General features: G+C 70.4%; 24 protein-coding genes. 16 read left to right on the top strand and 8 right to left on the bottom strand.

Annotation, left to right across the window (positions count from 1 at the left end; all coding sequences use genetic code 11):
- Positions 1 to 1,041, bottom strand: coding sequence for an energy-coupling factor ABC transporter permease (locus QF027_RS20400; protein ID WP_307076095.1), 1,041 nt, complete (start codon positions 1,039 to 1,041; stop codon positions 1 to 3).
- 168 nt (positions 1,042 to 1,209) lie between these two features.
- On the opposite strand from QF027_RS20400, the gene QF027_RS20395 reads away from it, so the two are divergent.
- The gene (locus tag QF027_RS20395) at positions 1,210 to 1,557 is read left to right on the top strand and encodes an SsgA family sporulation/cell division regulator (RefSeq protein WP_306980151.1); all 348 of its coding nucleotides are present in this window, start codon (positions 1,210 to 1,212) and stop codon (positions 1,555 to 1,557) included.
- On the opposite strand, the gene QF027_RS20390 is transcribed toward QF027_RS20395, so the two are convergent.
- From QF027_RS20390 to QF027_RS20380, 3 genes are all read right to left on the bottom strand, one after another.
- Positions 1,554 to 3,227, bottom strand: coding sequence for a penicillin-binding transpeptidase domain-containing protein (locus QF027_RS20390; protein WP_307076093.1), 1,674 nt, complete (start codon positions 3,225 to 3,227; stop codon positions 1,554 to 1,556). The genes QF027_RS20395 and QF027_RS20390 overlap by 4 nt on opposite strands.
- 96 nt (positions 3,228 to 3,323) lie before the next feature.
- Entirely contained in the window at positions 3,324 to 4,946 is a 1,623-nt protein-coding gene (locus tag QF027_RS20385) for a penicillin-binding transpeptidase domain-containing protein (RefSeq protein WP_307076091.1), read from the bottom strand.
- Positions 4,947 to 5,071: 125 nt separating this feature from the next.
- The gene (locus QF027_RS20380; protein WP_306980158.1) at positions 5,072 to 6,811 is read right to left on the bottom strand and encodes a dolichyl-phosphate-mannose--protein mannosyltransferase; all 1,740 of its coding nucleotides are present in this window, start codon (positions 6,809 to 6,811) and stop codon (positions 5,072 to 5,074) included.
- 85 nt (positions 6,812 to 6,896) lie between these two features.
- Between QF027_RS20380 and rsmI the strand changes: the two genes are divergently transcribed.
- From rsmI to QF027_RS20340, 8 genes are all read left to right on the top strand, one after another.
- Positions 6,897 to 7,745, top strand: a complete 849-nt coding sequence (gene rsmI, locus QF027_RS20375) for a 16S rRNA (cytidine(1402)-2'-O)-methyltransferase (protein ID WP_306980161.1) — start codon at positions 6,897 to 6,899, stop codon at positions 7,743 to 7,745.
- A 247-nt stretch (positions 7,746 to 7,992) separates the two neighbouring features.
- Positions 7,993 to 8,385 carry a hypothetical protein gene (locus tag QF027_RS20370; RefSeq protein ID WP_307076089.1) on the top strand — a complete coding sequence of 131 codons (393 nt, stop codon included), beginning with the start codon at positions 7,993 to 7,995 and terminating at the stop codon, positions 8,383 to 8,385.
- 46 nt (positions 8,386 to 8,431) lie between these two features.
- Entirely contained in the window at positions 8,432 to 9,316 is an 885-nt protein-coding gene (locus QF027_RS20365; protein ID WP_307076087.1) for a TatD family hydrolase, read from the top strand.
- Positions 9,317 to 9,434: 118 nt separating this feature from the next.
- A complete protein-coding gene (locus QF027_RS20360; RefSeq protein ID WP_307076085.1) occupies positions 9,435 to 10,829 on the top strand; it encodes a resuscitation-promoting factor in 1,395 nt (464 codons plus the stop codon).
- Positions 10,830 to 10,862: 33 nt separating this feature from the next.
- The gene (rsmA, locus tag QF027_RS20355) at positions 10,863 to 11,738 is read left to right on the top strand and encodes a 16S rRNA (adenine(1518)-N(6)/adenine(1519)-N(6))-dimethyltransferase RsmA (RefSeq protein ID WP_306980169.1); all 876 of its coding nucleotides are present in this window, start codon (positions 10,863 to 10,865) and stop codon (positions 11,736 to 11,738) included.
- Positions 11,735 to 12,628, top strand: coding sequence for a 4-(cytidine 5'-diphospho)-2-C-methyl-D-erythritol kinase (locus tag QF027_RS20350; protein ID WP_306980171.1), 894 nt, complete (start codon positions 11,735 to 11,737; stop codon positions 12,626 to 12,628). Before rsmA ends, QF027_RS20350 begins: the two co-directional genes overlap by 4 nt.
- Positions 12,629 to 12,712: 84 nt before the next feature.
- The gene (locus tag QF027_RS20345; protein WP_307076083.1) at positions 12,713 to 14,515 is read left to right on the top strand and encodes an ABC-F family ATP-binding cassette domain-containing protein; all 1,803 of its coding nucleotides are present in this window, start codon (positions 12,713 to 12,715) and stop codon (positions 14,513 to 14,515) included.
- A 232-nt stretch (positions 14,516 to 14,747) separates the two neighbouring features.
- Positions 14,748 to 15,425, top strand: a complete 678-nt coding sequence (locus QF027_RS20340; protein ID WP_306980175.1) for a helix-turn-helix transcriptional regulator — start codon at positions 14,748 to 14,750, stop codon at positions 15,423 to 15,425.
- A gap of 126 nt (positions 15,426 to 15,551) precedes the next feature.
- Here QF027_RS20340 and QF027_RS20335 read toward each other — a convergent pair whose 3' ends face one another.
- Complete coding sequence (locus tag QF027_RS20335) at positions 15,552 to 15,872, bottom strand: hypothetical protein (protein ID WP_306980177.1); 321 nt, start codon at positions 15,870 to 15,872, stop codon at positions 15,552 to 15,554.
- Positions 15,873 to 15,893: 21 nt separating this feature from the next.
- Positions 15,894 to 17,582 carry a sodium:solute symporter family protein gene (locus tag QF027_RS20330; protein ID WP_306986649.1) on the bottom strand — a complete coding sequence of 563 codons (1,689 nt, stop codon included), beginning with the start codon at positions 17,580 to 17,582 and terminating at the stop codon, positions 15,894 to 15,896.
- 112 nt (positions 17,583 to 17,694) lie between these two features.
- Here QF027_RS20330 and galT point away from each other — a divergent pair, with 112 nt between their 5' ends.
- The 4 genes from galT (at position 17,695) to QF027_RS20310 (ending at position 21,752) form a co-directional block, all read left to right on the top strand.
- Positions 17,695 to 18,756 (top strand): galactose-1-phosphate uridylyltransferase, encoded by a 1,062-nt coding sequence (gene galT, locus QF027_RS20325; RefSeq protein WP_307076080.1) that lies wholly within the window; start codon positions 17,695 to 17,697, stop codon positions 18,754 to 18,756.
- The gene (gene galE / locus QF027_RS20320) at positions 18,753 to 19,721 is read left to right on the top strand and encodes a UDP-glucose 4-epimerase GalE (protein WP_306980182.1); all 969 of its coding nucleotides are present in this window, start codon (positions 18,753 to 18,755) and stop codon (positions 19,719 to 19,721) included. The genes galT and galE overlap by 4 nt, the downstream gene beginning before the upstream one ends.
- Entirely contained in the window at positions 19,721 to 20,875 is a 1,155-nt protein-coding gene (gene galK, locus QF027_RS20315) for a galactokinase (protein WP_306980184.1), read from the top strand. The genes galE and galK overlap by 1 nt, the downstream gene beginning before the upstream one ends.
- An 88-nt stretch (positions 20,876 to 20,963) precedes the next feature.
- Positions 20,964 to 21,752, top strand: coding sequence for a hypothetical protein (locus tag QF027_RS20310; RefSeq protein ID WP_307076078.1), 789 nt, complete (start codon positions 20,964 to 20,966; stop codon positions 21,750 to 21,752).
- Here QF027_RS20310 and QF027_RS20305 read toward each other — a convergent pair.
- Positions 21,742 to 22,200 (bottom strand): GNAT family N-acetyltransferase, encoded by a 459-nt coding sequence (locus tag QF027_RS20305; RefSeq protein WP_307076076.1) that lies wholly within the window; start codon positions 22,198 to 22,200, stop codon positions 21,742 to 21,744. The two genes, QF027_RS20310 and QF027_RS20305, sit on opposite strands and share 11 nt — an antisense overlap.
- A gap of 273 nt (positions 22,201 to 22,473) precedes the next feature.
- Here QF027_RS20305 and QF027_RS20300 point away from each other — a divergent pair, with 273 nt between their 5' ends.
- The gene (locus tag QF027_RS20300) at positions 22,474 to 23,241 is read left to right on the top strand and encodes a LuxR C-terminal-related transcriptional regulator (RefSeq protein ID WP_306980189.1); all 768 of its coding nucleotides are present in this window, start codon (positions 22,474 to 22,476) and stop codon (positions 23,239 to 23,241) included.
- On the opposite strand, the gene QF027_RS20295 is transcribed toward QF027_RS20300, so the two are convergent.
- Positions 23,200 to 23,697 carry a MarR family winged helix-turn-helix transcriptional regulator gene (locus QF027_RS20295; protein ID WP_007382615.1) on the bottom strand — a complete coding sequence of 166 codons (498 nt, stop codon included), beginning with the start codon at positions 23,695 to 23,697 and terminating at the stop codon, positions 23,200 to 23,202. The two genes, QF027_RS20300 and QF027_RS20295, sit on opposite strands and share 42 nt — an antisense overlap.
- A gap of 89 nt (positions 23,698 to 23,786) precedes the next feature.
- On the opposite strand from QF027_RS20295, the gene QF027_RS20290 reads away from it, so the two are divergent.
- Entirely contained in the window at positions 23,787 to 24,587 is an 801-nt protein-coding gene (locus QF027_RS20290) for a trans-aconitate 2-methyltransferase (protein ID WP_307076074.1), read from the top strand.
- Positions 24,587 to 24,940, top strand: coding sequence for a VOC family protein (locus QF027_RS20285; protein ID WP_307076071.1), 354 nt, complete (start codon positions 24,587 to 24,589; stop codon positions 24,938 to 24,940). The genes QF027_RS20290 and QF027_RS20285 overlap by 1 nt, the downstream gene beginning before the upstream one ends.
- The last annotated feature ends 23 nt before the right edge of the window (positions 24,941 to 24,963 follow it).

Here is a 24,963-nt window from a genome sequence, read left to right as displayed (position 1 = left end):
TCAGACGCCCGTGCCGACGGGGGTGGTGTCGGCCGTACGGCGCCTGCGCACCACCCAGAACACCGTGCTGCCCGCGACGACGGTGACGCCGACGCCGATCACGCCCGCCAGCCCCCCGGACAGGCGGGCGTCCTCGACGTCCTTCACGCCGTAGTCGGCGAGCGGTGAGTCCGCCGTGGCGTGCTTCTCGGTCTTGGCGTCGATGCCCTTGTCGGCGGCGACCTTCTCCAGCCCGTCCGGGTCGGCGGACGCGTAGAAGCTGACGACGCCGGCGAGCACCAGGGAGGTGACCAGGCCGGTGATCCACACCTTGCGGTGCGACCGGGCGGCGACCGGGGCGGGTTCGGCGGGCACGTCGACGAGTTGGCCGTCCACCCGCAGCTTCAGCTTCTGCTGGAGGCCGCGGGCGCCGTACACCAGGTCGGGGCGTACGGCGACGACGGCGCCGACGGTCAGCGCGGTGATGACCGCCTCGCCGATGCCGATGAGGACGTGGACGCCGATCATCGCGGTGGCGACCTTGCCGATGGAGACGTCGGTGGTGCCGCCGACGGCGTAGATCAGGGTGAAGGCGACGGCCGCGGCGGGCACGGAGAGTACGGCGGCCACGAAGGAGGCGGCGGTGATGGAGCTGTGCTTTCTGGGGAGCACCTTCACCAGCCCGCGGAAGACGGCGTACGCCACGACCGTCGTGACGACGGCCATGTCGGTGATGTTCACGCCGAGCGCGGTCAGGCCGCCGTCCGCGAAGAGGATGCCCTGCATGAGCAGGACCACGGAGACACAGAGGACCCCGGTGTAGGGGCCCACGAGGATCGCGGCGAGGGCTCCGCCGAGGAGGTGTCCGCTGGTCCCAGCAGCCACCGGGAAGTTCAGCATCTGCACGGCGAAGATGAACGCCGAGACGAGGCCGGCCAGGGGCGCGGTGCGTTCGTCCAGCTCGCGGCGGGCGCCGCGCAGGCTGACCGCGACGGCGGCCGTGGCGACGACTCCGGTCGCTGCCGAGATGGGGGCGTCTATGAATCCGTCAGGCACATGCACCGTTCGATGATAGTGGCTTGTTGCGAACCCTTTGCAAGAGGGCCGATCCGCGAACAGCAACTCGCAGGCTTTCGGTCCAGGGGGCGGAGCGCGGGAAATGTGCGACGCTGGGAGGGGAGTGGACGCACAGCTTCCACACAGGTTACGCAGCGTGAGAGGCCCGTCACGATGTCTGTAGTCGAACAGTACGCACGAGCCCATATCGTTTCGGACGTGGACATCGCGGAGGACGAGGCGATCCCGGTGGTCCTGCGCTACGACCCGGAGACCGACCCGCGCTCGGTACGGATCGGCCTGCCGGGCATGCACGAATGGACCTTCTCGCGGGCGCTGCTCGAACAGGGACTCAGGGCGCCGGTCGGCAGCGGTGACGTGCGGGTGTGGCCGTGCGGGCGGGTACAGGCCGTGGTGGAGTTCCACTCCCCCCAGGGGGTGTCGGTGGTGCAGTTCGAGCAGAAGGCCCTGCTCAGGTTCCTGCGGCGGACGTACACGGCCACGGCACCCGTGCGGAACTAGCCGCCCATCTTCAGCAGGGCCGCCACGATCGGGCCCGCCGTGTCGCCGCCGTGGCCACCCGCCTGGACGACGCCGGCGGCCGCGAGGTCGCCCCGGTACGCGGTGAACCAGCCGTTCGGCTTCTTCTGGCCGTCGACCTCCGCGGAACCGGTCTTTGCGCCGACGTTGCCGTAGACCCCGGACATCGCCTCGGCCGCCGTGCCGTAGCCCGCCGTGTACGCCATCAGCTCACGCAGCTGCGACAGGGTGCCCGAGGACAGCGTGCGCGAGGCGGTGGCCAGCGTGCGGTGGTCGACCGAGGGGGAGACCAGGTAGGGCTGCTTGAAGGTGCCCGACTCGACGGTGGCGGAGACGGACGCCATGTTCAGCGGGTTCATCCGGACCCCGCCCTGGCCGATCAGCGAGGCCGCCTTCTGGGCCGCGCTCTGCACCGGCACCGAGCCGTCGAAGGACGGGACGCCGATCGCCCAGTTGTTCATGGACAGGCCGAAGACCTGCTGGGCCTGCTTGGTCAGGCTGTCGTTGTCCAGCTTGCCCGCCTGGCTGATGAAGGCGGTGTTGCAGGAGCGGGCGAAGCTCGCCTTGAAGGTGCCGCCCTTGATCTCGAACTTGTCGTCGTTCTGGAACTTCCAGCCGCCGTACGTGAAGTACTTCGGGCACGGGTGCGCCTTGTCCGCCGACGCGAGGTCCTTGTCGATCAGCAGCGAGGAGGTGATGACCTTCATCGTGGAGCCCGGGGCGAGGGAACCCTGGAAGGCGGTGTTGAAGCCGTGGCTCGCGTTCGCCACCGCGAGGATCTCGCCGGTCGACGGACGCAGCACGACGACGGAGGACCGCGCCTGCTTGGCGACCTGCGCCTCGGCCGCCGCCTGGAGCGTCGGGTTCAGGGTCGTCCGCACGGTGCCCGGGGTGCCCTTGCTGAGCTCCACCAGGGTCTTGTCGGAGGACTTGGAGCCCTTCCCGCGGATCACCCGCAGCTCGATGCCCGCCTTGCCGCCGGCCTTCTTGCCGTACTTCTCGCGCAGACCGTCCAGCACCGTACCCAGCGACGGGTACGTGGCCTCGGTGATCTCGCCGCCGTCCCGGTCGACCGCCTTGATCGGCGGGGTCCCGGACTCGCCGGTGACCAGGGTGTCGCCGTCCTTCAGATCGGGGTGGACGACCGAGGCGGTCCAGCCGACCTGGGGCTTCCCGGTGCCGGTGTTGCGGACGACGGTCAGGGAACTGCCGTACGTCAGCGGCTTGCTGGTGCCCTTGTACGTCACCGTCGCCTTCACGGAGAAGGGCACCTTGTCGCCGGTGCGGGGGCCCGGGGTGAGGGTGACGCCGGTGATGTGGGCGTCCTTGGTGTAGCCGGTGAGGAGGGCGGTGGCGGCCGCGCTGTCGCTCGTCGCGGCGGCGGCCGTGCTCACCTTGCCCTGCTGCCAGGAGGTCAGGAAGGTGGTCGCGACGGTGGTGACCTCGGTCGCCGACAGCGGTCCGGTCTTGACCTTGGGCTTGTGGTCCGCGGCGGACACGGAGGTGTTCTGCGTCCGGTCGTCGGCCGCGGCCCCGGCACCGTAGAGCGCGTAGACGCCGAGGCCGGCGCCGCCGACGACCACGGCGATCATCCCGCCGACCACGGCGGGCTTGGTCTTCCGTCGCTCGGCGACGCGCCTTCTGCTACCCACGGCTTCCGTTTCCTCCGCCAGTTCCCAGGGTCCCCGTTGCCCTCATCCATCCCAACGACGGCAACAGCCTAGAGTCCCTGTCCCGCACGGGTGACGTCAGCCTGCGGCTCGTAGCACAGCTGCGACAATCGGACCCGCCGCGTCGCCGCCGTGGCCACCCTCCTCGGTCATGGCCGCCGCGGCCATGTCGTTGCGGAAACCGGTGAACCAGCTGTTCGACACCTGCTGCCCGTCGACCTCCGCGGAACCGGTCTTCGCGCCGATGTCCCCACCGAGCCCCGCCATCGCCTTGGCCGCCGTGCCCTGGGTCGCGGTGAGCCGCATCATCTGCTTCAGCTGGGAGGCGGTGTTGTACGGCAGCCCCTTCGCGGTGGCCAGTTCACGGCTGTCGAGCTTCGGCGAGACCAGGTAGGGCTGGCGGAAGGCACCGGTGATCGCGGTGGCCGTCACCGAGGCCATGTTCAGCGGGTTCATCTGGACCTGGCCCTGGCCTATCGCGTTCGCCGCGCGGTCCGGACCGCTGACGGCGGGCACCTTCCCGTCGAAGGAGACGATGCCGGTCTTCCAGTCCTCGCCGATCCCGAACCGGTTCTGGGCCTCCAGCGTCAGCGACTCGTCGGTGAGCGGCTTCTCGTCGATCAGCTTGATGAAGGCGGTGTTGCAGGACCGCATGAAGCTGTTGGCCAGCGAGGCGCCCTCGTTGGGCTGCATGCCGGTGAGGTTCTTGAAGGTCTGCCCCTGCCACACCGCGTCGGGCGGACAGGGAGCCGGGCCGTTCATCGAGGTCACGCCGTTGTCGATGAGCATCGCGGCGGTGATGATCTTCATCGTGGAGCCGGGGGCCTTGGTGCCCTCGAAGGCCGCGTTGAAGCTGTCCGTACGGTTGTTGGCCACGGCCAGCACCTCACCGGTGCTCGGCTTGACGGCGACGACCGACGACTGGCCGTACAGCTTCACGGCCTTCTCGGCGGCCGCCTGCGCGGTCGCGCTGATGGTGGTCTCCAGCTTGCCCGCCTTGCCCTCGGAGAGGGTCAGCAGCGAGGTGTCGGGCGTCTGGTCCGGGTGCTTGATGACCAGTTCGATGCCGGGGGTGCCGCCGGCCTCGGCTCCGTACTTCTCGCGCAGGGCGTCCAGGACCGGACCCAGCGACGGGTACTTCTCCTTGGTCAGCACCTTGCCGTCGCGGGCCACCGCCTCGATGGACGGGTTCGCGGACTCGCCGGTGACCAGCCGGTCGTCCCTCTGGAGCTTCGGATAGACCACGGAGGGCTGCCAGTCCACCAGCGCCTTCCCGGTGGTCACCCCGCGCACGACGGTCAGCTTGCTCCGGTACGCCAGCGGCTTCGACTTCCCGTCGTAGGAGACGGTCGCCTTCACGCTGTACGGCACGGTGGCGCCGGTCGCCTTGCCGGGCGTGATGTGCACCTCGCCGATGTGCGCGTCCGTCCCGTAGGCGGCCAGCAGCACCTCGGCCGCCGTGTTGTTGTTCGTGAACGCGGCCGCGCTCGCCGCGTCGCCCTTCTCCCAGGCGGCGAAGAAGTCCTTCGACGTCTTCGCGATCTCGTCGCTGGTGGGCGGCCCGCTCCGCTTGGCGTCCCCGACCCCGCCGCTCCCGTCGTCGCTCATCGCCGACACGAAGTTGTACGCCCCGTATCCGGCCCCGCCGACCATCACGGCGAACACCGTGCTGACGACAGCGACCTTCACCCCCTTGGCCATGGTCTGGCCCCCTCCCCAATGCCCCGTTGTTGTGGGAACTCTAAGCGGGAGGTGTGACACGGGGGGTAAGAGTTTCCTGATTCGTCGAAGCAGGTGCTCAATCACATATGTGAATGACAGTTCCTCTAGACCCATGTATCCAGCCACATCCGCGACCGCCAGTCGTCGATCGGGATGCTCGTGCCGGTGTACAGGGGCCAGAAGTAGATGAAGTTCCAGGCGATCAGGAGGACCAGGACTCCGGCCGCCGTGGCGCCCGCGACCCGGCGGGTGTCCCTGGAGCCCGGCGGGCCGACGAGGGCGCCGATGAGCATGGCGACGGCCAGGCAGAGGAAGGGGAGGAAGACGATCGTGTAGAAGAAGAAGATCGTGCGTTCCTGGTAGTTGAACCAGGGGAGATAACCGGCCGCGATACCGCAGGCGATGGCGCCCGCACGCCAGTCGCGGCGGAAGAACCAGCGCCACAGGACGTAGAGGATCGCGAAGCAGGCGGCCCACCACAGCAGCGGCGTGCCGATCGCCAGGACCTCGCGGGCGCACTTCTCGCCCGCGTCGGCCGGGCAGCCGTCGGTGCCGGGCGCGGGGGACTCGTAGAAGTACGAGACCGGGCGGCCGTCGACGATCCAGCTCCACGGGTTGGACATGTACGTGTGGGGCGAGGACAGGCCGACGTTGAACTTGTAGACCTCGTGCTCGTAGTGGACCAGGCTGCGCCACCAGTCCGGCAGGAAGGTCCAGCTGCCGCCCCTGCCGTCGTTCGCGGCCCAGTTGCGGTAGTAGCCGCCGGTGCCGTCCGCGGGGGAGAGGATCCAGCCGATCCACGAGGTGACGTAGGTGACGACCGCGACCGGCACCATGGCGAAGAGCGCGATGCCGAAGTCGTACTTGAGGACCGCCAAGTGGGGGTGCCGCGCACCCGCGACGCGGCGCGAGCCGACGTCCCACAGGACTGTCATGATGCCGAAGGCGATGAGGAAGAACAGGCCGTTCCACTTGGTGCCGATGGCCAGACCCAGGAGCAGGCCCGCCAGCCAGCGGTAGGGGCGCAAGCCCAGGAACAGGGTGTCCCCGATGTGCGCGTCGGGGCGCACGAGGCCGTAGGAGTCGACCGGCAGCGCGGCGGCGAGTTTCTCCCGTGCCCGGTCGCGGTCGATGACCAGACAGGCGAACGCGGCCAGTACGAAGAACATCAGCACACCGTCGAGCAGCGCGGTCCGCGCCATCACGAAGGCCAGGCCGTCCACGGTCATCAGCGCGCCCGCCAGGCAGCCCAGGAACGTGGAGCGGAAGATACGGCGGCCCACCCGGCACACGATCAGCACCGACAGCGTCCCCAGCAACGCCGTCATGAACCGCCAGCCGAACGGGTTGAACCCGAACATCAGCTCGCCGAGTCCGATGACGTACTTGCCGACCGGCGGGTGCACGACATAGGCGGCGTTCGTCGGGAGCGGAACGTTCCCGTCGGAGTTCAGGATCAGACTGTCGACGTTCTTGTCCCAGCTGAGCTCGAAGCCGCGGTGGACGAGCGCCCACGCGTCCTTGGCGTAGTACGTCTCGTCGAATATCACCTTCTTCGGGCTGCCCAGGTTCCAGAACCGCATCAGCCCTGCCACCAGCGTCACCAGCAGCGGCCCGATCCAGCCCGACCAGCGCGCGATCCGCTCGGCGAGCGTCCGGGGCACACCCAGGACCTGCCACATCCGCGGACTGGGCTCGACGAAGGGCGGTACCAGGCGCTCGCGCACGTCGCTTCTGGTCTCGGCCGTGTAGCCGAAACGGCGCAGCCTCTGCTGCCACGACGGCCGCCGGTCCTGGGGGGCCTGGTCCTGCCGGGTGTCCGTGGAGGACGCGGTACTGGTCACCGCGCCATCGTAAGGAACGGCGCTGTGTGAGTCCCGTGCATGGGTGGATGCGTCCGGTTCGGGGCGCCCCTGGGAGGATGGGGGTGTGACTGGAACCCTTGTCTTGGCGGGCACCCCCATCGGCGACATCGCGGACGCTCCTCCCCGGCTGGCGGAGGAACTGGCCGGGGCCGACGTGGTCGCGGCCGAGGACACCCGGCGGCTGCGGCGGCTGACCCAGGGGCTGGGCGTGACGCCCAAGGGCCGGATCGTGTCGTACTTCGAGGGCAACGAGGCCGCCCGCACGCCCGAACTCGTCGAGGAACTCCTCGCCGGCGCGCGCGTGTTGCTCGTCACCGACGCCGGGATGCCGTCGGTGTCCGACCCCGGGTACCGGCTGGTCGCCGCGGCGGTCGAGAAGGACGTCCGCGTCACGGCCGTACCGGGGCCGTCCGCCGTCCTCACCGCGCTCGCGCTGTCCGGGCTGCCCGTCGACCGGTTCTGCTTCGAGGGGTTCCTGCCGCGCAAGGGCGGTGAGCGGCTCTCACGACTGCGGGAGGTCGTCGGCGAGCGGCGCACCCTGGTGTACTTCGAGGCTCCCCACCGGCTCGACGACACGCTCGCGGCGATGGCCGAGGTGTTCGGGGCGGAGCGGCGGGCGGCGGTGTGCCGGGAGTTGACGAAGACGTACGAGGAGGTCAAGCGGGGGACGGTGGGCTTTCTCGCCGAGTGGGCCGCGGAAGGGGTCCGGGGGGAGATCACCGTCGTGGTCGAGGGGGCGCCCGAGAAGGGGGCCGAGGAGATCGACGACGCGGAACTGGTGCGCAGGGTGCGGGTGCGGGAGGAGGCGGGCGAGCGGCGCAAGGAGGCGATCGCCGCGGTCGCCGTCGAGGCGGGAGTCCCCAAGAGGGTTGTTTTCGATGCGGTCGTCGCGGCGAAGAACGCCCCTTCCTGACGCGCCGCATGAGGGGGGTCACACCCCCTCTGAGCAGGGCGCATGACTTCTGAGCGTGCGCCCCATGTGCCGGCAAAGCGGTGTCTCGGAATGCAAAGCTCCGCGCGGTCTCGCGGGGCGGTTCGGCAAGGAACGCCCAAATCGCCTCCAACAGTCGACAGGCCTGTCGCGTTCGGGTCCGGGGAGGCGTCCACTGGGGTGAGGGACGTACCCGTCCTTCGAAACCAGCGGACAAACAGGAGCTGGAATGAGCGAGATCGCAGGGCACCCCGGTGCGACAGCCGTCGTCAACGAGTCCTATTCCTTCGCCTGCATGCGCTGCGGGCACGGGTGGGAGCAGTCGTACGAGATAGAGCACCACATCGACGCCGACGGCCGGGAATTCGTGCAGTACGTGGTGGACGGACGGGTCGTGCCCTCTCCGCTCTCCAGGCCCGCGTGCGCGAACTGCGACCACCATGTCGTACGGATCATGCGGCCCGGCCGGGTCGCGTCCGCCCGTGACGCGGCCCACCGGCAGCACCGCACGCCCCCCGCCGGGCCCGTGGAGGCGCCGGCGGCCGGGGGCGAGGAGTCGGGCGAAGACCATCACTGGCACCTGGCGGACCTGCTGCACGTGTTCCAGCGCAAGGCGAGCTGACCGCTCCGGCAGCCGGGTGGGCATGCCCCTTCCGTAGGATCGGGGCATGCCTTCGAACAACCCCCGAGAGAAGAGCGCGGCGCCGCCGCTCCCGGAGCCCCTCCGGGTGCCGGTCGCCGACTCCCACACCCACCTGGACATGCAGGACGGGACCGTGGAGGAGGGGCTCGCGAAAGCCGCGTCGGTCGGGGTGACGACGGTCGTCCAGGTCGGCTGCGACGTACGGGGCTCCCGCTGGGCGGCCGAGACGGCGGAGCGGTACGACGCCGTCCACGCCACCGTGGCCCTGCACCCCAACGAGGCGCCCCGGATCGTCCACGGCGACCCCGACGGGTGGTCCCGGCAGGGGGCGCGCGAGGCGGGGGGCGCATCGGCGCTCGACGAGGCGCTCGCGGAGATCGACCGCCTGGCCGGACTCCCGCAGGTCAAGGGCGTCGGCGAGACGGGTCTCGACTACTTCCGCACCGGGCCCGAGGGCAAGGAGGCGCAGGAGGCGTCCTTCCGCGCCCACATCGAGATGGCCAAGCGGCACGGCAAGGCGCTCGTCATCCACGACCGCGACGCCCACGCGGACGTCCTGCGCGTGCTGAAGGAGGAGGGCGCTCCCGAGCGCACCGTCTTCCACTGCTACTCCGGGGACGCCGAGATGGCGGAGATCTGTGCCGGCGCCGGATACTTCATGTCCTTCGCCGGCAACGTCACCTTCAAGAACGCCCAGAACCTGCGGGACGCGGTGGCCGTGGCGCCGCTCGAGCTGCTGCTCGTGGAGACCGACGCGCCCTTCCTGACGCCGGCGCCGTACCGCGGACGGCCCAACGCCCCCTATCTCATTCCGGTCACGGTGCGCGCCATGGCCGCCGTGCGCGGCATCGACGAGGACGCGTTGGCCACGGCACTCGCCGCCAACACCGCACGCGCCTTCGGGTACTGACCCCATCGGACGTAACTCCGGGTAGTCGTGTCACTTTGGAGAGTGACGACCGCTCCGCTAGGTTCTGTGGGCCCGATCCGGACCCCTCTGGACCCCTCGGCCCCTGGAGCGTGTCGGCGTGAGCAACTCGCAGCACGAGACGTACGAGACGAACGAGACATACGGGCCCTATGAGCCGTACGGCCCGACCGAGCCGTACGGACCACCGGCGCACGGCGGTTTCGACACGCCCCCCGCCGAGCACACCGCGGAGACGCTCGCCTACGGGCTGTACGGGGCACCGGACCCGGCGCGGACGCTGCCCTACGAGGACACTTACCGGCCCGCGTACGAGGTGCGGGGCCAGGCGCCCGTGCCGTCCCCGCGTGCCGAAGCGGGGCGGGCCGCGCACCGACGCCGGGCGCGGTACGCGGATCGCCCGGACAGCGCGATGCGCCGACTGCTTCCGCAGGCGCTGGTGGTCGCGTTCCTGGCGGGCGGTACCACCGCGTTCGTCGCCAAGGACAAGGCGATCGAGCTCAGCGTCGACGGCAAGCCGCGGACTCTGCACACCTTCTCGGACGACGTGAGCGAACTGCTCGCGGAGGAGGGTGTCGCGGTGGGGGCGCATGACGTCGTCGCGCCCGCCCCCGGCGAACAGCTCGCCAGCGGGGACGAGGTCGCGGTGCGGTACGGGCGTCCCGTGCGGCTCACGCTCGACGGGCACCGGCGTGAGGTGTGGACCACGGCACGAACGGTGGACGGGGCGCTCGAACAGCTGGGGGTGCGCGCGGAGGGCGCTTATGTGTCCACCTCGCGCTCCCGGCCGATCGGGCGGGAGGGGCTCGCGCTGGATGTGCGGACCGAGCGGTCCGTGACGATCATGGCGGACGGCCGGGCGCGGACGATCCGGACCAACGCGGCGACCGTGGGGGAGGCCCTGGAGGCGGCCGGGATCACGCTCAGAGGCATGGACACCACCTCGGTGGCGCCGGGGAGCTTTCCGCGCGACGGGCAGACCGTCACGGTGCTGCGGATCACCGGGACGAAGGAAGTGCACGAGGAGCAGATCCCGTTCCGGGAGGAGCGGAGCGAGGACGCCTCGCTCTTCAAGGGCACGGAGGTCGTGGAGCAGGCGGGGGTGCCGGGGGTGCGACGGGTCACGTACTCCCTGCGGACCGTCAACGGGGTCCGGCAGAAGCCGCGCCGGATCAGGGTCGAGTTGGTGCGGGAGCCCCGGGCGCAGCGGGTCAGGGTGGGCACGAAGCCGATGCCTACGTCCGTGCAGGGAGCGGACCATCTGAACTGGCAGGGGCTCGCGGTGTGCGAGTCCGGGGGCCGGCCGGACGCGGTGGATTCCTCGGGGACGTACGGAGGGCTGTACCAGTTCGACACGAGGACCTGGCAGGGGCTGGGCGGCTCGGGGCGGCCGCAGGACGCGTCTGCGGCGGAACAGACGTTCCGCGCGAAGAAGCTGTACGTACGGCGGGGGGCGAGCCCGTGGCCGCACTGCGGAGCTCGCTTGCACGGGTGAGCGCAGCACCCCCGGCCCCGTACCCTTGGGGCCGTGAGCAGCAGCCCCTCCCCAGACGCCCTCCTCGGCCCCGCCGACATCCGTGAACTCGCGGCCGTCCTAGGGGTCCGCCCCACCAAACAGCGCGGCCAGAACTTCGTGATCGACGCGAACACGGTCCGCCGTATCGTCAGGACCGCGGGCGTCCGCCCCGACGACGTGGTGGTGGAGGTAGGGCCCGGGCTCGGCTCGCTCACCCTGGCGCTGCTGGAAGCGGCGGACCGCGTCACCGCCGTGGAGATCGACGACGTACTCGCCTCCGCACTGCCCGCGACGATCGCCGCCCGCATGCCCGACCGGGCCGACCGCTTCGCCGTCGTGCACTCGGACGCGATGCACATCACCGACCTCCCCGGCCCCTCGCCGACGGCACTGGTCGCGAACCTGCCGTACAACGTCGCCGTACCCGTGCTGCTGCACATGCTCGAAACCTTCCCGAGCATCGAACGCACCCTCGTCATGGTCCAGGCGGAGGTCGCCGACCGGCTCGCCGCACCGCCCGGTTCGAAGGTGTACGGCGTCCCGTCCGTGAAGGCCAACTGGTACGCCGAGGTCAAGCGGGCCGGGTCGATCGGCCGCACTGTCTTCTGGCCCGCACCGAATGTGGACAGCGGGCTCGTCTCGCTGGTGCGGCGGGCCGAGCCGATCAAGACGTCGGCGTCGAGGCGCGAGGTGTTCGCGGTCGTCGACGCCGCGTTCGCCCAGCGCCGCAAGACGCTGCGGGCCGCGCTCGCCGGGTGGGCGGGTTCGGCCGCGGCCGCCGAGACGGCCCTCGTGGCGGCGGGCGTCTCGCCCCAGGCCCGCGGCGAGTCGCTCACCGTCGAGGAGTTCGCGCGCATCGCCGAGAACAAGGAGTCCGGTCAGCAGTGAGCGTCACCGTCCGCGTCCCCGCCAAGGTCAACGTCCAGCTCGCGGTGGGCGCCGCCCGCCCCGACGGCTTCCACGACCTGGCCAACGTCTTCCTCGCGGTCGGACTCTACGACGAGGTGACCGTGACGCCCGCCGAGGAGCTCCGCGTCACCTGCGCGGGACCCGACGCCGCCGAGGTCCCCCTCGACCGTACGAATCTCGCGGCCCGCGCGGCGATCGCCCTCGCGGAGCGCCGCGGGCTCGACCCCGCCGTGCACCTCCACATCGCCAAGGACATCCCCGTCGCCGGCGGCATGGCGGGCGGCAGCGCGGACGGGGCCGGTGCGCTGCTGGCCTGCGACGCGCTGTGGGGGACGGGCGCCTCCCGTGCGGAACTGCTCGAGATCTGCGCCGAGTTGGGCAGTGACGTGCCGTTCAGCCTGGTGGGCGGGGCCGCGCTCGGGACGGGCCGCGGGGAGAAGCTGCGCACCCTCGAGGTCGGCGGCGGCTTCTCGTGGGTGTTCGCGATGGCGGAGCGCGGGCTGTCGACCCCGGCCGTCTTCCGGGAGTTCGACCGGCTCACCGAGGGCCTCGACGTCCCCGAGCCCGTCGCCTCCGAGGACCTGCTCGACGCGCTGGCCGGGGGCGACCCGGACGCGCTCGCCGCCGCCGTCTCCAACGACCTCCAGCCCGCCGCCCTCTCGCTCTTCCCGGAACTCGCCGACACTCTCGCGGCCGGCAGCGCCGCGGGCGCCCTCGCCGGGCTCGTCTCCGGCTCGGGCCCGACCACGGCGTTCCTCGCCCGTGACACGGAGTCGGCGGTGAAGATCGCGGACGCACTGCGCGCCTCCGGCACGTGCCGGACGGTGCGTGTGGCGTCGGGGCCGGCGCCGGGTGCGACGGTGGTCTGATCCGGCTGGAGAGCCGCGGGGCGAGGGGATGTCGTGCGCCGGACTACCCTGGAGGGTCGATCGATCCCCCTGGGCAGGAGAGAAATGGCCGTCAATCTGGTCAATGTCGAGAACGTCAGCAAGGTGTACGGCACCCGTGCCCTGCTGGACGGTGTCTCGCTCGGCGTCTCCGAGGGCGATCGCATCGGCGTCGTGGGCCGCAACGGCGACGGCAAGACCACCCTGATCCGCATGCTCGCCAAGCTGGAGGACGCCGACACCGGGCGCATCACGCACTCCGGCGGGCTGCGGCTGGGCGTGCTCACGCAGCACGACTCCCTCGACCCGACGGCCACCGTGCGGCACGAGGTCATCCGGGACATGGCCGACCACGAGTGGGCCGGCAACGCCAAGGTCCGCGATGTGCTGACCGGACTGTTCGGCGGGCTCGACCTGCCCGGCTTCCCGCAGGGCCTCGACACCGTCATCGCGCCGCTCTCGGGTGGCGAGCGCCGCCGTATCGCCCTCGCCAAGCTGCTCATCGAGGAACAGGACCTGATCGTCCTCGACGAGCCCACCAACCACCTCGACGTCGAGGGCATCTCCTGGCTGGCGAAGCACCTGCGCGAGCGGCGCTCGGCGCTCGTGTGCGTCACCCACGACCGGTGGTTCCTCGACCAGGTCTGCACGCGGATGTGGGACGTGCAGAAGGGCGACGTCTTCGAGTACGAGGGCGGGTACTCCGACTACGTCTTCGCGCGTGCCGAGCGGGAGCGGATCGCCGCCACCGAGGAGACCAAGCGGCAGAACCTCGTCCGCAAGGAGCTGGCGTGGCTCAGGCGCGGCGCCCCCGCGCGGACGTCCAAGCCGCGTTTCCGGGTGGAGGCCGCCAACGAGCTCATCAAGGACGTGCCGCCGCCGCGGGACAGCAGCGAGCTGATGAAGTTCGCGTCGTCGCGGCTGGGCAAGACGGTCTTCGAGCTGGAGGACGTGACCGTCCAGGCCGGCCCGAAGGTGCTGCTGAAGCATGTGACCTGGCAGCTCGGTCCGGGTGACCGGATCGGCCTGGTCGGGGTCAACGGCGCGGGCAAGACGTCCCTGCTGCGGGCCATGGCCGAGGCCGCGTGGACCGAAGGCGAGACACAGCCCGTGGGCGGACGGGTCGTGGTCGGCCGGACCGTCAAGCTCGCCTATCTCTCGCAGGAGGTCGCCGAACTCAACCCCGCGCTGCGGGTGCTGGAGGCCGTCCAGCAGGTGCGGGAACGCGTCGACCTCGGCAAGGGGCGCGAGATGACCGCCGGGCAGCTGTGCGAGACGTTCGGCTTCAGCAAGGAGAAGCAGTGGACGCCGGTCGGGGACCTCTCGGGCGGTGAGCGGCGGCGGCTGCAGCTGCTGCGGCTGCTGATGGACGAGCCCAACGTCCTCTTCCTCGACGAGCCCACCAACGACCTCGACATCGAGACCCTGACCCAGCTGGAGGACGTCCTCGACGGCTGGCCCGGCTCGATGGTCGTCATCTCCCACGACCGGTTCTTCGTCGAGCGCACGACCGACCGGGTCTTCGCGCTGCTCGGGGACGCCACCCTGCGGATGCTGCCGCGCGGTATCGACGAGTACCTGGAGCGGCGGCAGCGGATGGAGGAGGCGGCCGCGGCTTCGGCGCCGGTGGTGCTGAAGCCGGTGGCCGAGAAGAGCTCCGCGGATCAGCGGACCGCGAAGAAGGAGCTCCAGAAGATCGAGCGGCAGCTCGACAAGCTCTCCGAGAGGGAGACGAAGCTGCACGCTCGGATCGCCGACAACGCCACGGATTTCGCGAAGGTGGCCTCCCTCGATGCCGAGCTGCGGGATCTCGCCGGGGAGCGGGAGGAACTGGAGATGCGGTGGCTGGAGCTGGCCGAGGACGCGTGAAGGTGCGGCACATCATCCTCGAATGACAGGAAAGCCAGGAATTAAGCTCTTCCGGGACACTTCTCACCGGTAGGGGAAGCGCAACGTCGAACTAGCGTGTAGCTTCCGGGGGCATGAAGGGCGGGGGCGCTGGGAGAGTGCCTCTGTCCGTGCGGATCAGAGGGCATCCATAGTGGGGCCCTCACGCGGATCCATGGGGGGACTGGGGGGTTGCTCGATGGGAGTTCGGCTCATGGTGGTCGACGACCACCGATTGCTCGCCGAGGCGCTGGCCTCGGCGCTGAAACTGCGCGGGCACCGGGTGCTCGCGGCGGCGGCACCCGCCGCGGGGGCGGCGGAGCTGGTGATCAGCCGGGCGCCCGAGGTGTGCCTGCTGGGGACGGCCACGCCGGCCGAGCCGGGGATGTTCGACCCGGTCGTGAGGATCAAGCGGGAGCGGCCGCAGGTGGCGGTGCTGGTGCTGGGGCCGGTGCCCAGCCCTCGGGGGATCGCCGCCGCTTTCGCCGCGGGGGCCTCCGGTTATGTGCGGCACGACGAGCGCATCGAGGGGGTCGAGCGGGCGATCATGAAGGCCCGGGCCGGGGAGGCGGCGGTTGCCCCGCAGTTGCTTCAGGGGGCGTTCAGCGAGCTGCTGAACCCCGCGGCCCAGCCGGACGACGAGGGGCAGCGGCTGCTGCAGATGCTGACACCCAGGGAGGTGGAGGTGCTGGTGCGGGTGGCCGACGGCGAGGACACACGGCTGATCGCGGCGGGGATGGGGATAGCGCCGTCCACCGCCCGTACCCATGTGCAGCGGGTGCTGATGAAGCTGGGGGTGGGGTCCCGGCTGGAGGCGGCGGCGCTGGCAGCCCGGACGGGGCTGCTGGATCGGGCTGGGCCGGTGGGAGGGCCTCCGGCGGTTGAGCCGTGATGCCTGCGGCGGGGTCTGCATGTGCGCACACCGTCCCCACCCAGGGGCGCGGGGAACTGCGCGCCCAGCCGCAAAGGGCCCGCAGTCGCCCGACAACCTGACCTGGCACCCCGATGGGCGCTGTCGCTATTCGCCCGGCTTCTCGTCCGGTACCGCCTCCGGTACCGGCGGCGGAGTCGGGCGCATCTTCAGCCAGACCAGGAAGAAGATGCCCAGGATCAGCATCCCGAGGCCGGTCCAGAGGTTGATGTTGACTCCCTCCGACTTGTCGAGGGAGGAGTCGGAGGGGTTGATGCCGGCGATCGTGACGATGATGCCGTAGAGGACGAACAGGCCGCCGATGATGCGGCGCAGGTCGAAGATGCGGGCCGCGGTGGCCGACTTGGCCTGGAGTTCGGCGACTTCCCGCTGGACGTCGTGTTCGGAGTAGCCGTGGGGCTCAGACATGGTTCCTCGATTCTCCCGCGGTCAGAACGAGAAGGGGATGTAGCAGGCGGCCGCGAGGACGATCGCGCCCCAGCCCAGCAGGGCAGGCCTGCGGTACCAGGCGTCGTCGCCGGCGGCGGGGGGCTCGGTCATGCCGGGGGACGTCGTGCCGTAGACGAGGCCCTGGAGTTCCTCGGCGGACTTGGGGGCCGTGAAGAGCGACACGGCGACCATGACCACCGCACCGGCCACGAAGCCCACGATCGCGGAGACGAAGTTGGCGCCCTGGTCGGAGGGGATGTCGATGATGCCCTGCTTGTAGATCCAGAAGTAGTTCACCATCGCCGCCACCGTGCCGGCGAGCAGGCCCCAGAAGCCCGACTTCACGGACGCGCGCTTCCAGAACATGCCGACGATGAAGACGACGAACATCGGCACGTTGAAGAAGGAGAACAGCGTCTGGAGGTAGCTCATGATGTTCGAGAACGAGGACGCCAGGAAGGCCGTGCCGACTGACGCGCAGACGCCGATCACCGTGATCAGGCGGCCGAAGCGGACGTAGTACGCGTCCTCGCGGCCCCTGACCACGTACCGCCCCCAGATGTCGTTCGTGAACACCGTGTTGAAGGACGAGACGTTGGCCGCCATGCCCGCCATGAAGGCGGCCAGGAGGCCGGTGACCGCGATGCCCAGGACTCCGTTCGGCAGGAGCTGTTCCATCAGGTAGGGGATGGCGTCGTTGTACTGGTAGCCCGAGTCGGTGGTGCCGAAGCCGGGGATCAGGGCCGCGGCCGTCAGGCCCGGGATCATCACCAGGAACACGATGAAGATCTTCGGGAAGGCCGCGATCAGCGGAGTGCGCTGGGCCGCGCTCAGGTTCTTCGCCGACAGCGCTCGCTGGACCTCCGCGAAGTTCGTCGTCCAGTAGCCGAAGGACAGGACGAAGCCGAGGCCCAGGACGATCGTCAGCCAGTTCGCGCCCAGCGGGTTCGCGCTGCCGATGCCGGTGCCGCCCCATGCCGTCGTGAAGTTCGCCCCGTGGTCCGCCGTCAGTTTGTCGGTCAGGCCGTCCCAGCCGCCCACCTTCTTCAGGCCCAGCACGACGAGCGGAATGAGGGCCGCCAGGATCACGAAGAACTGGAGGACCTCGTTGTAGATCGCGGAGGAGAGGCCGCCGAGGGTGATGTAGGCGAGGACGAAGGCGCCCGCCACCACGATCGCCACCCACTGCGGCCAGCCCAGCAGGGCCTCGACCACGATCGCCAGGGCGTAGAGGTTCACCCCCGCGATCAGGATGGCCGCGAAGGCGAACAGGGCCGAACTGAGCAGGTGTGCCCACTTGTCGAAGCGCAGGAGCAGCATCTCGGGAACCGAGCGCACCTTGCTGCCGTAGTAGAAGGGCATCATCACCAGGCCCAGGAAGACCATGGCCGGGATGGCGCCGATCCAGTACCAGTGGACCGTATAGGCGCCGTACTGCGCGCTGTTGGCGGCCATCCCCAGGATCTCCGTGGCGGCCAGGTTGGCCGAGATGAAGGCGAGGCCGGTGATCCAGGCCGGCAGCGAGCGGCCCGACAGGAAGAAGTCGAGGCTCGTTTTGACCGAGCGGCGGGCCGCGAAACCGATGCCGAGGACGACGACGAAGTAGATGCCCAGGATCGTGTAGTCGAGCCAGTTGGTGGGGAGCCGGAGCTCGGCTGCCAGGTATGCGCTTTTTGTGGGGTTTTGCATAGTCAACAAGTGAACACCTCGACTGATGCGCTTTGTTTGATTCTGATGTTGACGTGGGATGGGCGGTTATGGTTACTTGTGTTTAGTTATGTTTGAGTGAAGGAGTCCAGCGGTGAAGAAGACCTCGACCCGGCTGGCCGACGGTCGCGAGCTCATCTACTACGACCTGCGCGACGACACCGTCCGCGACGCCGTGGACCAGCGTCCGCTGGAGCGGACTGTCACCACGTCCGAGGTTCGTCGGGATCCGCTGCTCGGCGACTCCGTGGCCATCGCCTCGCACCGACAGGGGCGCACCTACCACCCGCCCGCGGACCAGTGCCCGCTGTGCCCCTCGCAGGGTGAGCGGCTGAGTGAGATCCCGGACTCCTGGTACGACGTCGTGGTCTTCGAGAACCGCTTCCCGTCGCTGGCCGGCGACTCGGGGCGCTGTGAGGTCGTCTGCTTCACCTCGGACCACAACGCGTCCTTCGCCGACCTCACGGAGGAGCAGGCGCGGCTCGTCCTGGACGCATGGACCGACAGGACGTCGGAGTTGTCGCATCTGCCCTCCGTAGAGCAGGTCTTCTGTTTCGAGAACCGGGGTGCGGAGATCGGTGTGACCCTGGGTCACCCGCATGGCCAGATCTACGCCTACCCCTTCACCACCCCCCGCACCGCCCTGATGCTGCGTTCTCTCGCCACGCACAAGGAGGCGACCGGAGGTGAGAACCTCTTCGACGCCGTCCTGGAGCGCGAGCTCGCCGACGAGCGGGTCGTCCTGGAGGCCGAGCACTGGGTCGCCTTCGTGCCCTACGCGGCGCACTGGCCGTACGAGGTGCACCTCTACCCGAAGCGCCGGGTTCCGGATCTGCTCGGCCTCGACGAGGACGCGCGCACAGAGTTTCCCCAGGTGTATCTGGAACTCTTGAGGCGCTTCGACCGGATATTCGGGGAGAGCGAGTCTCCGACGCCGTACATCGCCGCCTGGCACCAGGCGCCGTTCGGCCAGCTGGAGGAGTTCGAGGGCGTCAACCGCGACGACTTCGCGCTGCACCTGGAGCTTTTCACCATCCGCCGTACGTCCGGCAAGCTGAAGTTCCTCGCGGGTTCCGAGTCGGGCATGGGCGTGTTCATCAACGACATCCGACCGGAGGCCGCGGCACAGCGACTGCGAGAGGTAGCGAGTTCATGAAGTACCTGGTGACAGGTGGCGCGGGGTATGTCGGCAGTGTCGTGGCCCAGCACCTGCTGGAGGCGGGGCACGAGGTCGTCGTCCTCGACAACCTCTCCACCGGCTTCCGCGAGGGCGTCCCGGCCGGAGCCGCCTTCATCGAGGGCGACATCCGCGACGCCGCCAAGTGGCTCGACTCCTCCTTCGACGGCGTCCTGCACTTCGCCGCCTCCTCGCAGGTCGGCGAGTCCGTCGTGAAGCCCGAGAAGTACTGGGACAACAACGTCGGCGGCACCATGGCGCTGCTCGGCGCCATGCGCCAGGCCGGCGTGCGCCGACTCGTCTTCTCCTCCACGGCCGCCACGTACGGGGAGCCCGAGGAGGTGCCGATCGTCGAGTCGGCGCCGACCAGGCCCACCAACCCGTACGGCGCCTCCAAGCTCGCCGTCGACTTCATGATCACCAGCGAGGCGAACGCGCACGGGCTGGGTGCCGTGTCCCTGCGCTACTTCAATGTGGCCGGCGCATACGGCAAGCAGGGCGAGCGGCACGACCCCGAGTCGCACCTCATCCCGCTGATCCTCCAGGTCGCCCAGGGCAAGCGGGAGGCGATCTCCGTCTTCGGCGAGGACTACCCGACCCCGGACGGCACCTGCGTCCGCGACTACATCCATGTCGCCGACCTGGCCGAGGCCCACCTCCTCGCGCTGAAGGCCGCCGCGCCGGGCGAGCACCTCATCTGCAACCTCGGCAACGGCGAGGGGTTCTCCGTCCGCCAGGTCATCGAGACGGTCCGCAAGGTCACCGGCCACCCGATCCCCGAGGTCGTGGCCCCCCGCCGGGGCGGCGACCCGGCCACTCTGGTCGCCTCCGCCGCCACCGCCCGCGAGAAGCTGGGCTGGAACCCGTCCCGCGCGGATCTCGCGGGGATCGTCGCGGACGCCTGGGAGTTCGCTCAGACCATCAGCGCAGCAAGGGAGCAGTAGTGGCGGCACAGCAGGTTCGGGACGGTTTCGTCGAGCTCTACGGAACCGAGCCCGAGGGTGTCTGGTCGGCGCCGGGCCGCGTCAACCTCATCGGTGAGCACACCGACTACAACGACGGCTTCGTGATGCCCTTCGCGCTGCCGCACACCGCGGTCGCGGCCGTCTCCCGGCGCACGGACGGCGTCCTGCGCCTGCACTCCTCGGACGTCGAGGGCGGGGTCGTGGAGCTGCGCCTCGACGACCTCGCGCCGGAGAGCGACAGGAACTGGACCGCGTACCCGGCCGGTGTCGTCTGGGCACTGCGCGAGGCCGGACATCCGGTCACCGGCGCGGACGTCCACCTCGCCTCGACGGTCCCGGCGGGCGCGGGCCTGTCCTCCTCGGCGGCCCTGGAGGTCGTCGTCGCGCTCGCGTTGAACGACCTGTACGACCTCGGTCTCCAGCGCTGGCAGCTGGCCCGCCTGTGCCAGCGCGCCGAGAACGTCTACGTCGGCGCCCCCACCGGGATCATGGACCAGACCGCGTCCGCCTGCTGCGAGGCCGGCCACGCCCTGTTCCTCGACACCCGGGACCTCTCCCAGAAGCAGATCCCCTTCGACCTCGCCGCCGAGGGCATGGTGCTGCTCGTCGTCGACACCCGCGTCAAGCACTCGCACAGCGAGGGCGAGTACGGCAAGCGCCGCGCGGGCTGCGAGCGGGGTGCCGCGCTGCTGGGCGTGGACGCGCTGCGGGACATCCCCTACGGCGAGCTCGACGCGGCCCTCGAGAGGCTCGGCGACGACGAGGAAGCCGTACGCCTGGTGCGCCACGTCGTCACCGAGGACGAGCGGGTCGAGAAGACCGTCGCCCTGCTGGAGTCGGGCGAGACCCGCGCGATCGGCCCCGTGCTGGTCGCCGGCCACGCCTCGCTGCGCGACGACTTCCGTATCTCCTGCCCGGAGTTGGACCTGGTCGTCGACACCGCCCTCGCCTCGGGTGCCCTGGGCGCCCGGATGACCGGCGGCGGCTTCGGCGGCTCGGCGATCGTGCTGGCGGAGGCGGCCGACGTGGAGCCCCTCACCAAGGCGGTCCAAGAGGCCTTCGCCGCAGCGGAGTTCACCGCTCCGCGGGTGTTCGAGGCGGTGCCCTCGGCGGGGGCACGTCGCCTGGTCTGAGACCGGCTGACCGCTGTTTTGCCCGGCTTGATCCGAACTTGGGGAAAGCCGGGCACCTCCCTGACATACGCCCCAGTAGCGTCGGAGCGTGAGTCGAGGGCGCCATCGCATCCTGTCGGCGATCAGCGTCGGCTGCTACGCACTGGCCGCGATCGTCGGCTTCTTCCTCCTGGCCGGCCACCATGGCTCCGGTCTCCTGGTGTCCCTGTGGGTCGCGCACGGCGTGCTCCTCGCCGTGCTGCTGACGAAGCTCGCCGCGGACGAGACGGGCCTTTCCGCGGCGCTGGTCGTGGTCGGTGCCTCACTGGTGGCGGTGTACTTCGCCGACCTGGCCCGCGACGACCTCACCCTGGAGCGGCGGGGTGAGCGGATCACCGCCACCGTCGTACGGGAGTGGCTCGCCCCGGACCAGGGGCGGGAGGTCGACACCTACGACTACGCCCTCGCGCGCCGCGACGGCACCAGGGTCCGGGGTCCCGCCCTCCAGGCCCGGTCCGGCACCTTCGCCGTCGGCCAGACCATCACGGTGCTCGCGGACCCCGAGGGCGTGCTGCGCCCCCGTGCCCCCGGGGACGCGGACGCGACCGGCACCGTCCTGGGCGTGGGCGCGTTCGCGTCGCTCGTGCTCGGCATCGTGGCGGCCACGGCCCGCCGGGGCGCGATCGTCGTACGGCAGCGGGAGGAGCGGGCCCGGCTGGCGGAGCAGGAACACATACTCCGCGAGGCCCTCCGCACGGCCTCGGCCGATGTGCACGGCTTCGTCGAGGTCCACCCCGGCCACTACCCCGACGTCTCCCACCGCCGCGCGGCCGGCATCGCCGGGGAGCTGGGTCTGGCGCCGACGGACGAGCCGGGCTCCTGGCGCTTCAGGCGCTGAGCCGCTTGGTCAGCGTGTACTCCGTGACCCCCGGCGGATAGTCCGGGATCACGCACACCACCTCGTATCCCTGTTTCCGGTAGAACTCCGGTGCCTGGAAGTCCCAGGTCTCCAGGCGTACGGAGGTGCAGCCCCGGCCGCGGCGGGCCAGGCGCTCCGCCCGTGCGAGCAACTGCGAACCCAGGCCCGCGCCGCGGTGCCGCTCGTCGACCCACAGGTAGGTCACGTGCAGCCAGCTCGTCCAGGTGTGGCCGACCAGTCCGCCCGCGACGGCACCGGAGTCGTCCAACGCCCAGACGTGGAGCGGAAGTTCCCGTTCACCTGGGGTTCCGCGCAGCGCGCGCAGGATCGGGGAGGCCGCCGTGTTCGTCTCCCGCAGCCGGGAGCGCAGCAGATCGCGTCGGGCTTTGTCGACTTCTGTCTCCAGACGAAACATGCGGCTCACCATAAACGCACCGGACAGCCAGTTCTGCAAATAACCTTCCGCTCCTGCCCCCCGGCCGTACCCTGATGAACAGCACCGGTGGGGGCCGGTGCTGATCAGGGGGGCGAGACAGTCGGGTACGGCGCCCGAAGTGGGGGTAGCAGTTCTTGCGCGGCGACGGCCGTGCGGCCATCGTGCTTCGTGAGTCGTACCCGCGGCGGTGTCGTCTCCCGAGTCGTCCTCAGACGATGACGATGGGTATCCCCTGCTCTTCGAGAGCTTGGGGAAGGGGGTTTCGTGGTTCGTATCCGAGTCCTGGTCGTCGACGACCATCGCATCTTCGCCGAGTCGCTCGCCGCCGCACTGGCGGCCGAGCCCGACGTGGAGGTCTCCGCGGCCGGCAGCGGTCCCGCCGCGCTGCGCAGTCTGGAGCGCGCGGCCGCCGAGGGCCGCCGTTTCGACGTGCTGCTCGTCGACGCAGATCTGGGCGGCAACGTCCAGGGCATCAGGCCCGCCGTGTCCGTACAGGACGGCAACGAAGAAGGGCTGGTCGACGGCATATCGCTGGTCGCCGGGGTCCGTACGGGGCAGCCGGCGGTCCGCATCGTGGTGCTCGCGGAGAAGGACGATCCGCGGCGGGCCGCGCTCGCGCTGCAGGCCGGCGCCTCGGGCTGGGTCGCCAAGGACTGCTCGCTGTCCCGGCTGCTCACCGTCATCCGGGGGGTGCTGCGGGAGGAGACCCATCTGCCGCCCGCTCTGCTCACCGGCGTGCTCCGGGAGCTCACCGCCGCCCGCAAGCACCGCACCGAGAGCGAGCAGCTGGTGGAGTCCCTCACCCCGCGCGAGCGGGAGGTGCTGCGCTGCATGGTGGCCGGGCTCGGCCGCAAGGCGGTCGCGGAGAGACTGTTCCTGTCCCCGCACACCGTGCGCACGCATATGCAGAACGTCCTCGGCAAGCTGGGCGTCCACTCCACCCTGGCCGCCGTCGCCCTGGCCCGCCGCGCGGGCGTGGGACCGGCCGACCTAGCCGGGGATGTTGTCGAACGGGGCGGTCAGCTGGCGTAGCAGCCCGGCCAGTTCCCCGCGCTGGGCGCGGGAGAGCTCGGCGAGGATCGCGCGTTCCTGTTCCAGCAGGCCGGCGAGGGCCTGGTCCGCGCGGTCCTTGCCGTCCTCCGTGAGCCTGACCAGCACCCCTCGCCGGTCGCTCGGGTCGGGCAGCCGCTCCACCAGGCCCTTCTTGGCCAGGCGGTCGATGCGGTTGGTCATCGTGCCCGAAGTGACCAGAGTCTGTGTCAGCAGCTGTCCGGGGGAGAGCTGATACGGCGTCCCCGCGCGCCTGAGCGCGGTCAGCACGTCGAACTCCCAGGGCTCCAGACTGTGCTCGGCGAAGGCCAGCCGCCGCGCCCGGTCCAGGTGCCGGGCCAGTCTGCTCACCCGGCTGAGCACCTCGAGCGGTTCCACGTCGAGGTCAGGGCGCTCCCGGCGCCACGCAGCGACCAGCCGATCGACCTCGTCCTCCATGACGATCAGTGTAGTGGTTGTGTCGACATGAAGTCTCTTGATGTCGAGTCTCTTGACATCAAGATAATTTGGCGGGGAAAGTGAGAGACATGACGACCCCCACCTGGGACCCCACCCAGTACCTCCGCCACGCGGACCACCGTGCCCGCCCCTTCACCGACCTCCTCGCCCGCGTCCCGGACCTGCCGGGGGACCCGCCCCTCATCGCCGACCTGGGCTGCGGCCCCGGCAACATGACGGCCGTGCTCGCCGCACGCTGGCCCACGGCCCGGATCACCGGCTACGACAACTCGGCCGAGATGCTCGACAAGGCGCAGGTCGAGTACGCGGGCCTCACCTCCGGCGGCGGGCACCTCGACTTCGCCCACGCGGACGTGCGCACCTGGGCGCCCTCACAGCCGTACGACCTCATCGTCAGCAATGCGACGCTGCAGTGGGTGCCGGGACACGTGGAGCGTTTCGCCGACTGGATCGCCGGTCTCGCACCCGGCGGCACCTTCGCCTTCCAGGTGCCTGGCAACTTCGACTCCCCCAGCCATCGTCTGATGCGCGAACTCGCCGAGTCCATGGGCCTCGCGGGGACACTGCGCCACGACGACGCCGTCCTCGCGCCCCAGGCCTATCTGGCGGCGCTGGCCGACCTGGGCTGCGAGGTGGACGCGTGGGAGACGACGTACGTGCACCTGTTGCAGGGCCGGGACCCGGTCCTGGACTGGGTCGAGGGGACCGGTCTGCGGCCGGTCCTGACCGCCCTCGCCGGCGACCCGCCGGCCAGGGAGGAGTTCATGGGCGCCTACCGGGCGGCCCTGCGCGAGGCGTATCCGGCGGGGCCGCACGGCACGCCGTTCCCGTTCCGCCGCATCTTCGCCGTCGCCCGCAGGGCACGCTGATGCTCGCGGCCGTGCACCATGTGCAGCTCGCCGCGCCGCCCGGCTCCGAGGACCTGCTGCGCGCCTACTACGTCGACGTCCTCGGCATGACCGAGATTCCCAAGCCGCCGGTGCTCGCGGCTCGGGGCGGGTGCTGGTTCCGGGCGGGGGCGGTGGAACTGCACCTGGGGATCGAGAACGACTTCAGACCGGCCAGGAAGGCCCACCCGGGACTCGAAGTCACGGACATCCCGGCGTACGCAGCCCGGCTGGACGAACGCGGAGCGACGGTCGCCTGGGACTCGGGCCTGCCCGGGCGGCGGCGGTTCTACTCCCGCGATCCGGTGGGCAACCGGCTGGAGTTCCTTGTTTGACCGCGGCCGTCAGGGTCACCCGC

The organism is Streptomyces canus (assembly GCF_030816965.1).
In the GTDB taxonomy this organism is placed as follows: Bacteria; Actinomycetota; Actinomycetes; order Streptomycetales; family Streptomycetaceae; genus Streptomyces; species Streptomyces canus_E.
Note: the sequence above shows the minus strand (reverse complement) of the source record. Positions and strands in the feature narration are given on the sequence as shown.

What these genes read in the sequence shown, in the direction of transcription:
- QF027_RS20395 (WP_306980151.1), top strand. Translation starts at nt 1,210, where the DNA reads ATGTCTGTAGTCGAACAGTACGCACGAGCCCATATCGTTTCGGACGTG.
- QF027_RS20385 (WP_307076091.1), bottom strand. Translation starts at nt 4,946, where the DNA reads ATGGCCAAGGGGGTGAAGGTCGCTGTCGTCAGCACGGTGTTCGCCGTG.
- QF027_RS20370 (WP_307076089.1), top strand. Translation starts at nt 7,993, where the DNA reads ATGAGCGAGATCGCAGGGCACCCCGGTGCGACAGCCGTCGTCAACGAG.
- QF027_RS20365 (WP_307076087.1), top strand. Translation starts at nt 8,432, where the DNA reads ATGCCTTCGAACAACCCCCGAGAGAAGAGCGCGGCGCCGCCGCTCCCG.
- QF027_RS20345 (WP_307076083.1), top strand. Translation starts at nt 12,713, where the DNA reads ATGGCCGTCAATCTGGTCAATGTCGAGAACGTCAGCAAGGTGTACGGC.
- QF027_RS20340 (WP_306980175.1), top strand. Translation starts at nt 14,748, where the DNA reads ATGGTGGTCGACGACCACCGATTGCTCGCCGAGGCGCTGGCCTCGGCG.
- QF027_RS20335 (WP_306980177.1), bottom strand. Translation starts at nt 15,872, where the DNA reads ATGTCTGAGCCCCACGGCTACTCCGAACACGACGTCCAGCGGGAAGTC.
- QF027_RS20330 (WP_306986649.1), bottom strand. Translation starts at nt 17,582, where the DNA reads ATGCAAAACCCCACAAAAAGCGCATACCTGGCAGCCGAGCTCCGGCTC.
- galE (WP_306980182.1), top strand. Translation starts at nt 18,753, where the DNA reads ATGAAGTACCTGGTGACAGGTGGCGCGGGGTATGTCGGCAGTGTCGTG.
- QF027_RS20305 (WP_307076076.1), bottom strand. Translation starts at nt 22,200, where the DNA reads ATGGTGAGCCGCATGTTTCGTCTGGAGACAGAAGTCGACAAAGCCCGA.
- QF027_RS20295 (WP_007382615.1), bottom strand. Translation starts at nt 23,697, where the DNA reads ATGGAGGACGAGGTCGATCGGCTGGTCGCTGCGTGGCGCCGGGAGCGC.
- QF027_RS20290 (WP_307076074.1), top strand. Translation starts at nt 23,787, where the DNA reads ATGACGACCCCCACCTGGGACCCCACCCAGTACCTCCGCCACGCGGAC.
- QF027_RS20285 (WP_307076071.1), top strand. Translation starts at nt 24,587, where the DNA reads ATGCTCGCGGCCGTGCACCATGTGCAGCTCGCCGCGCCGCCCGGCTCC.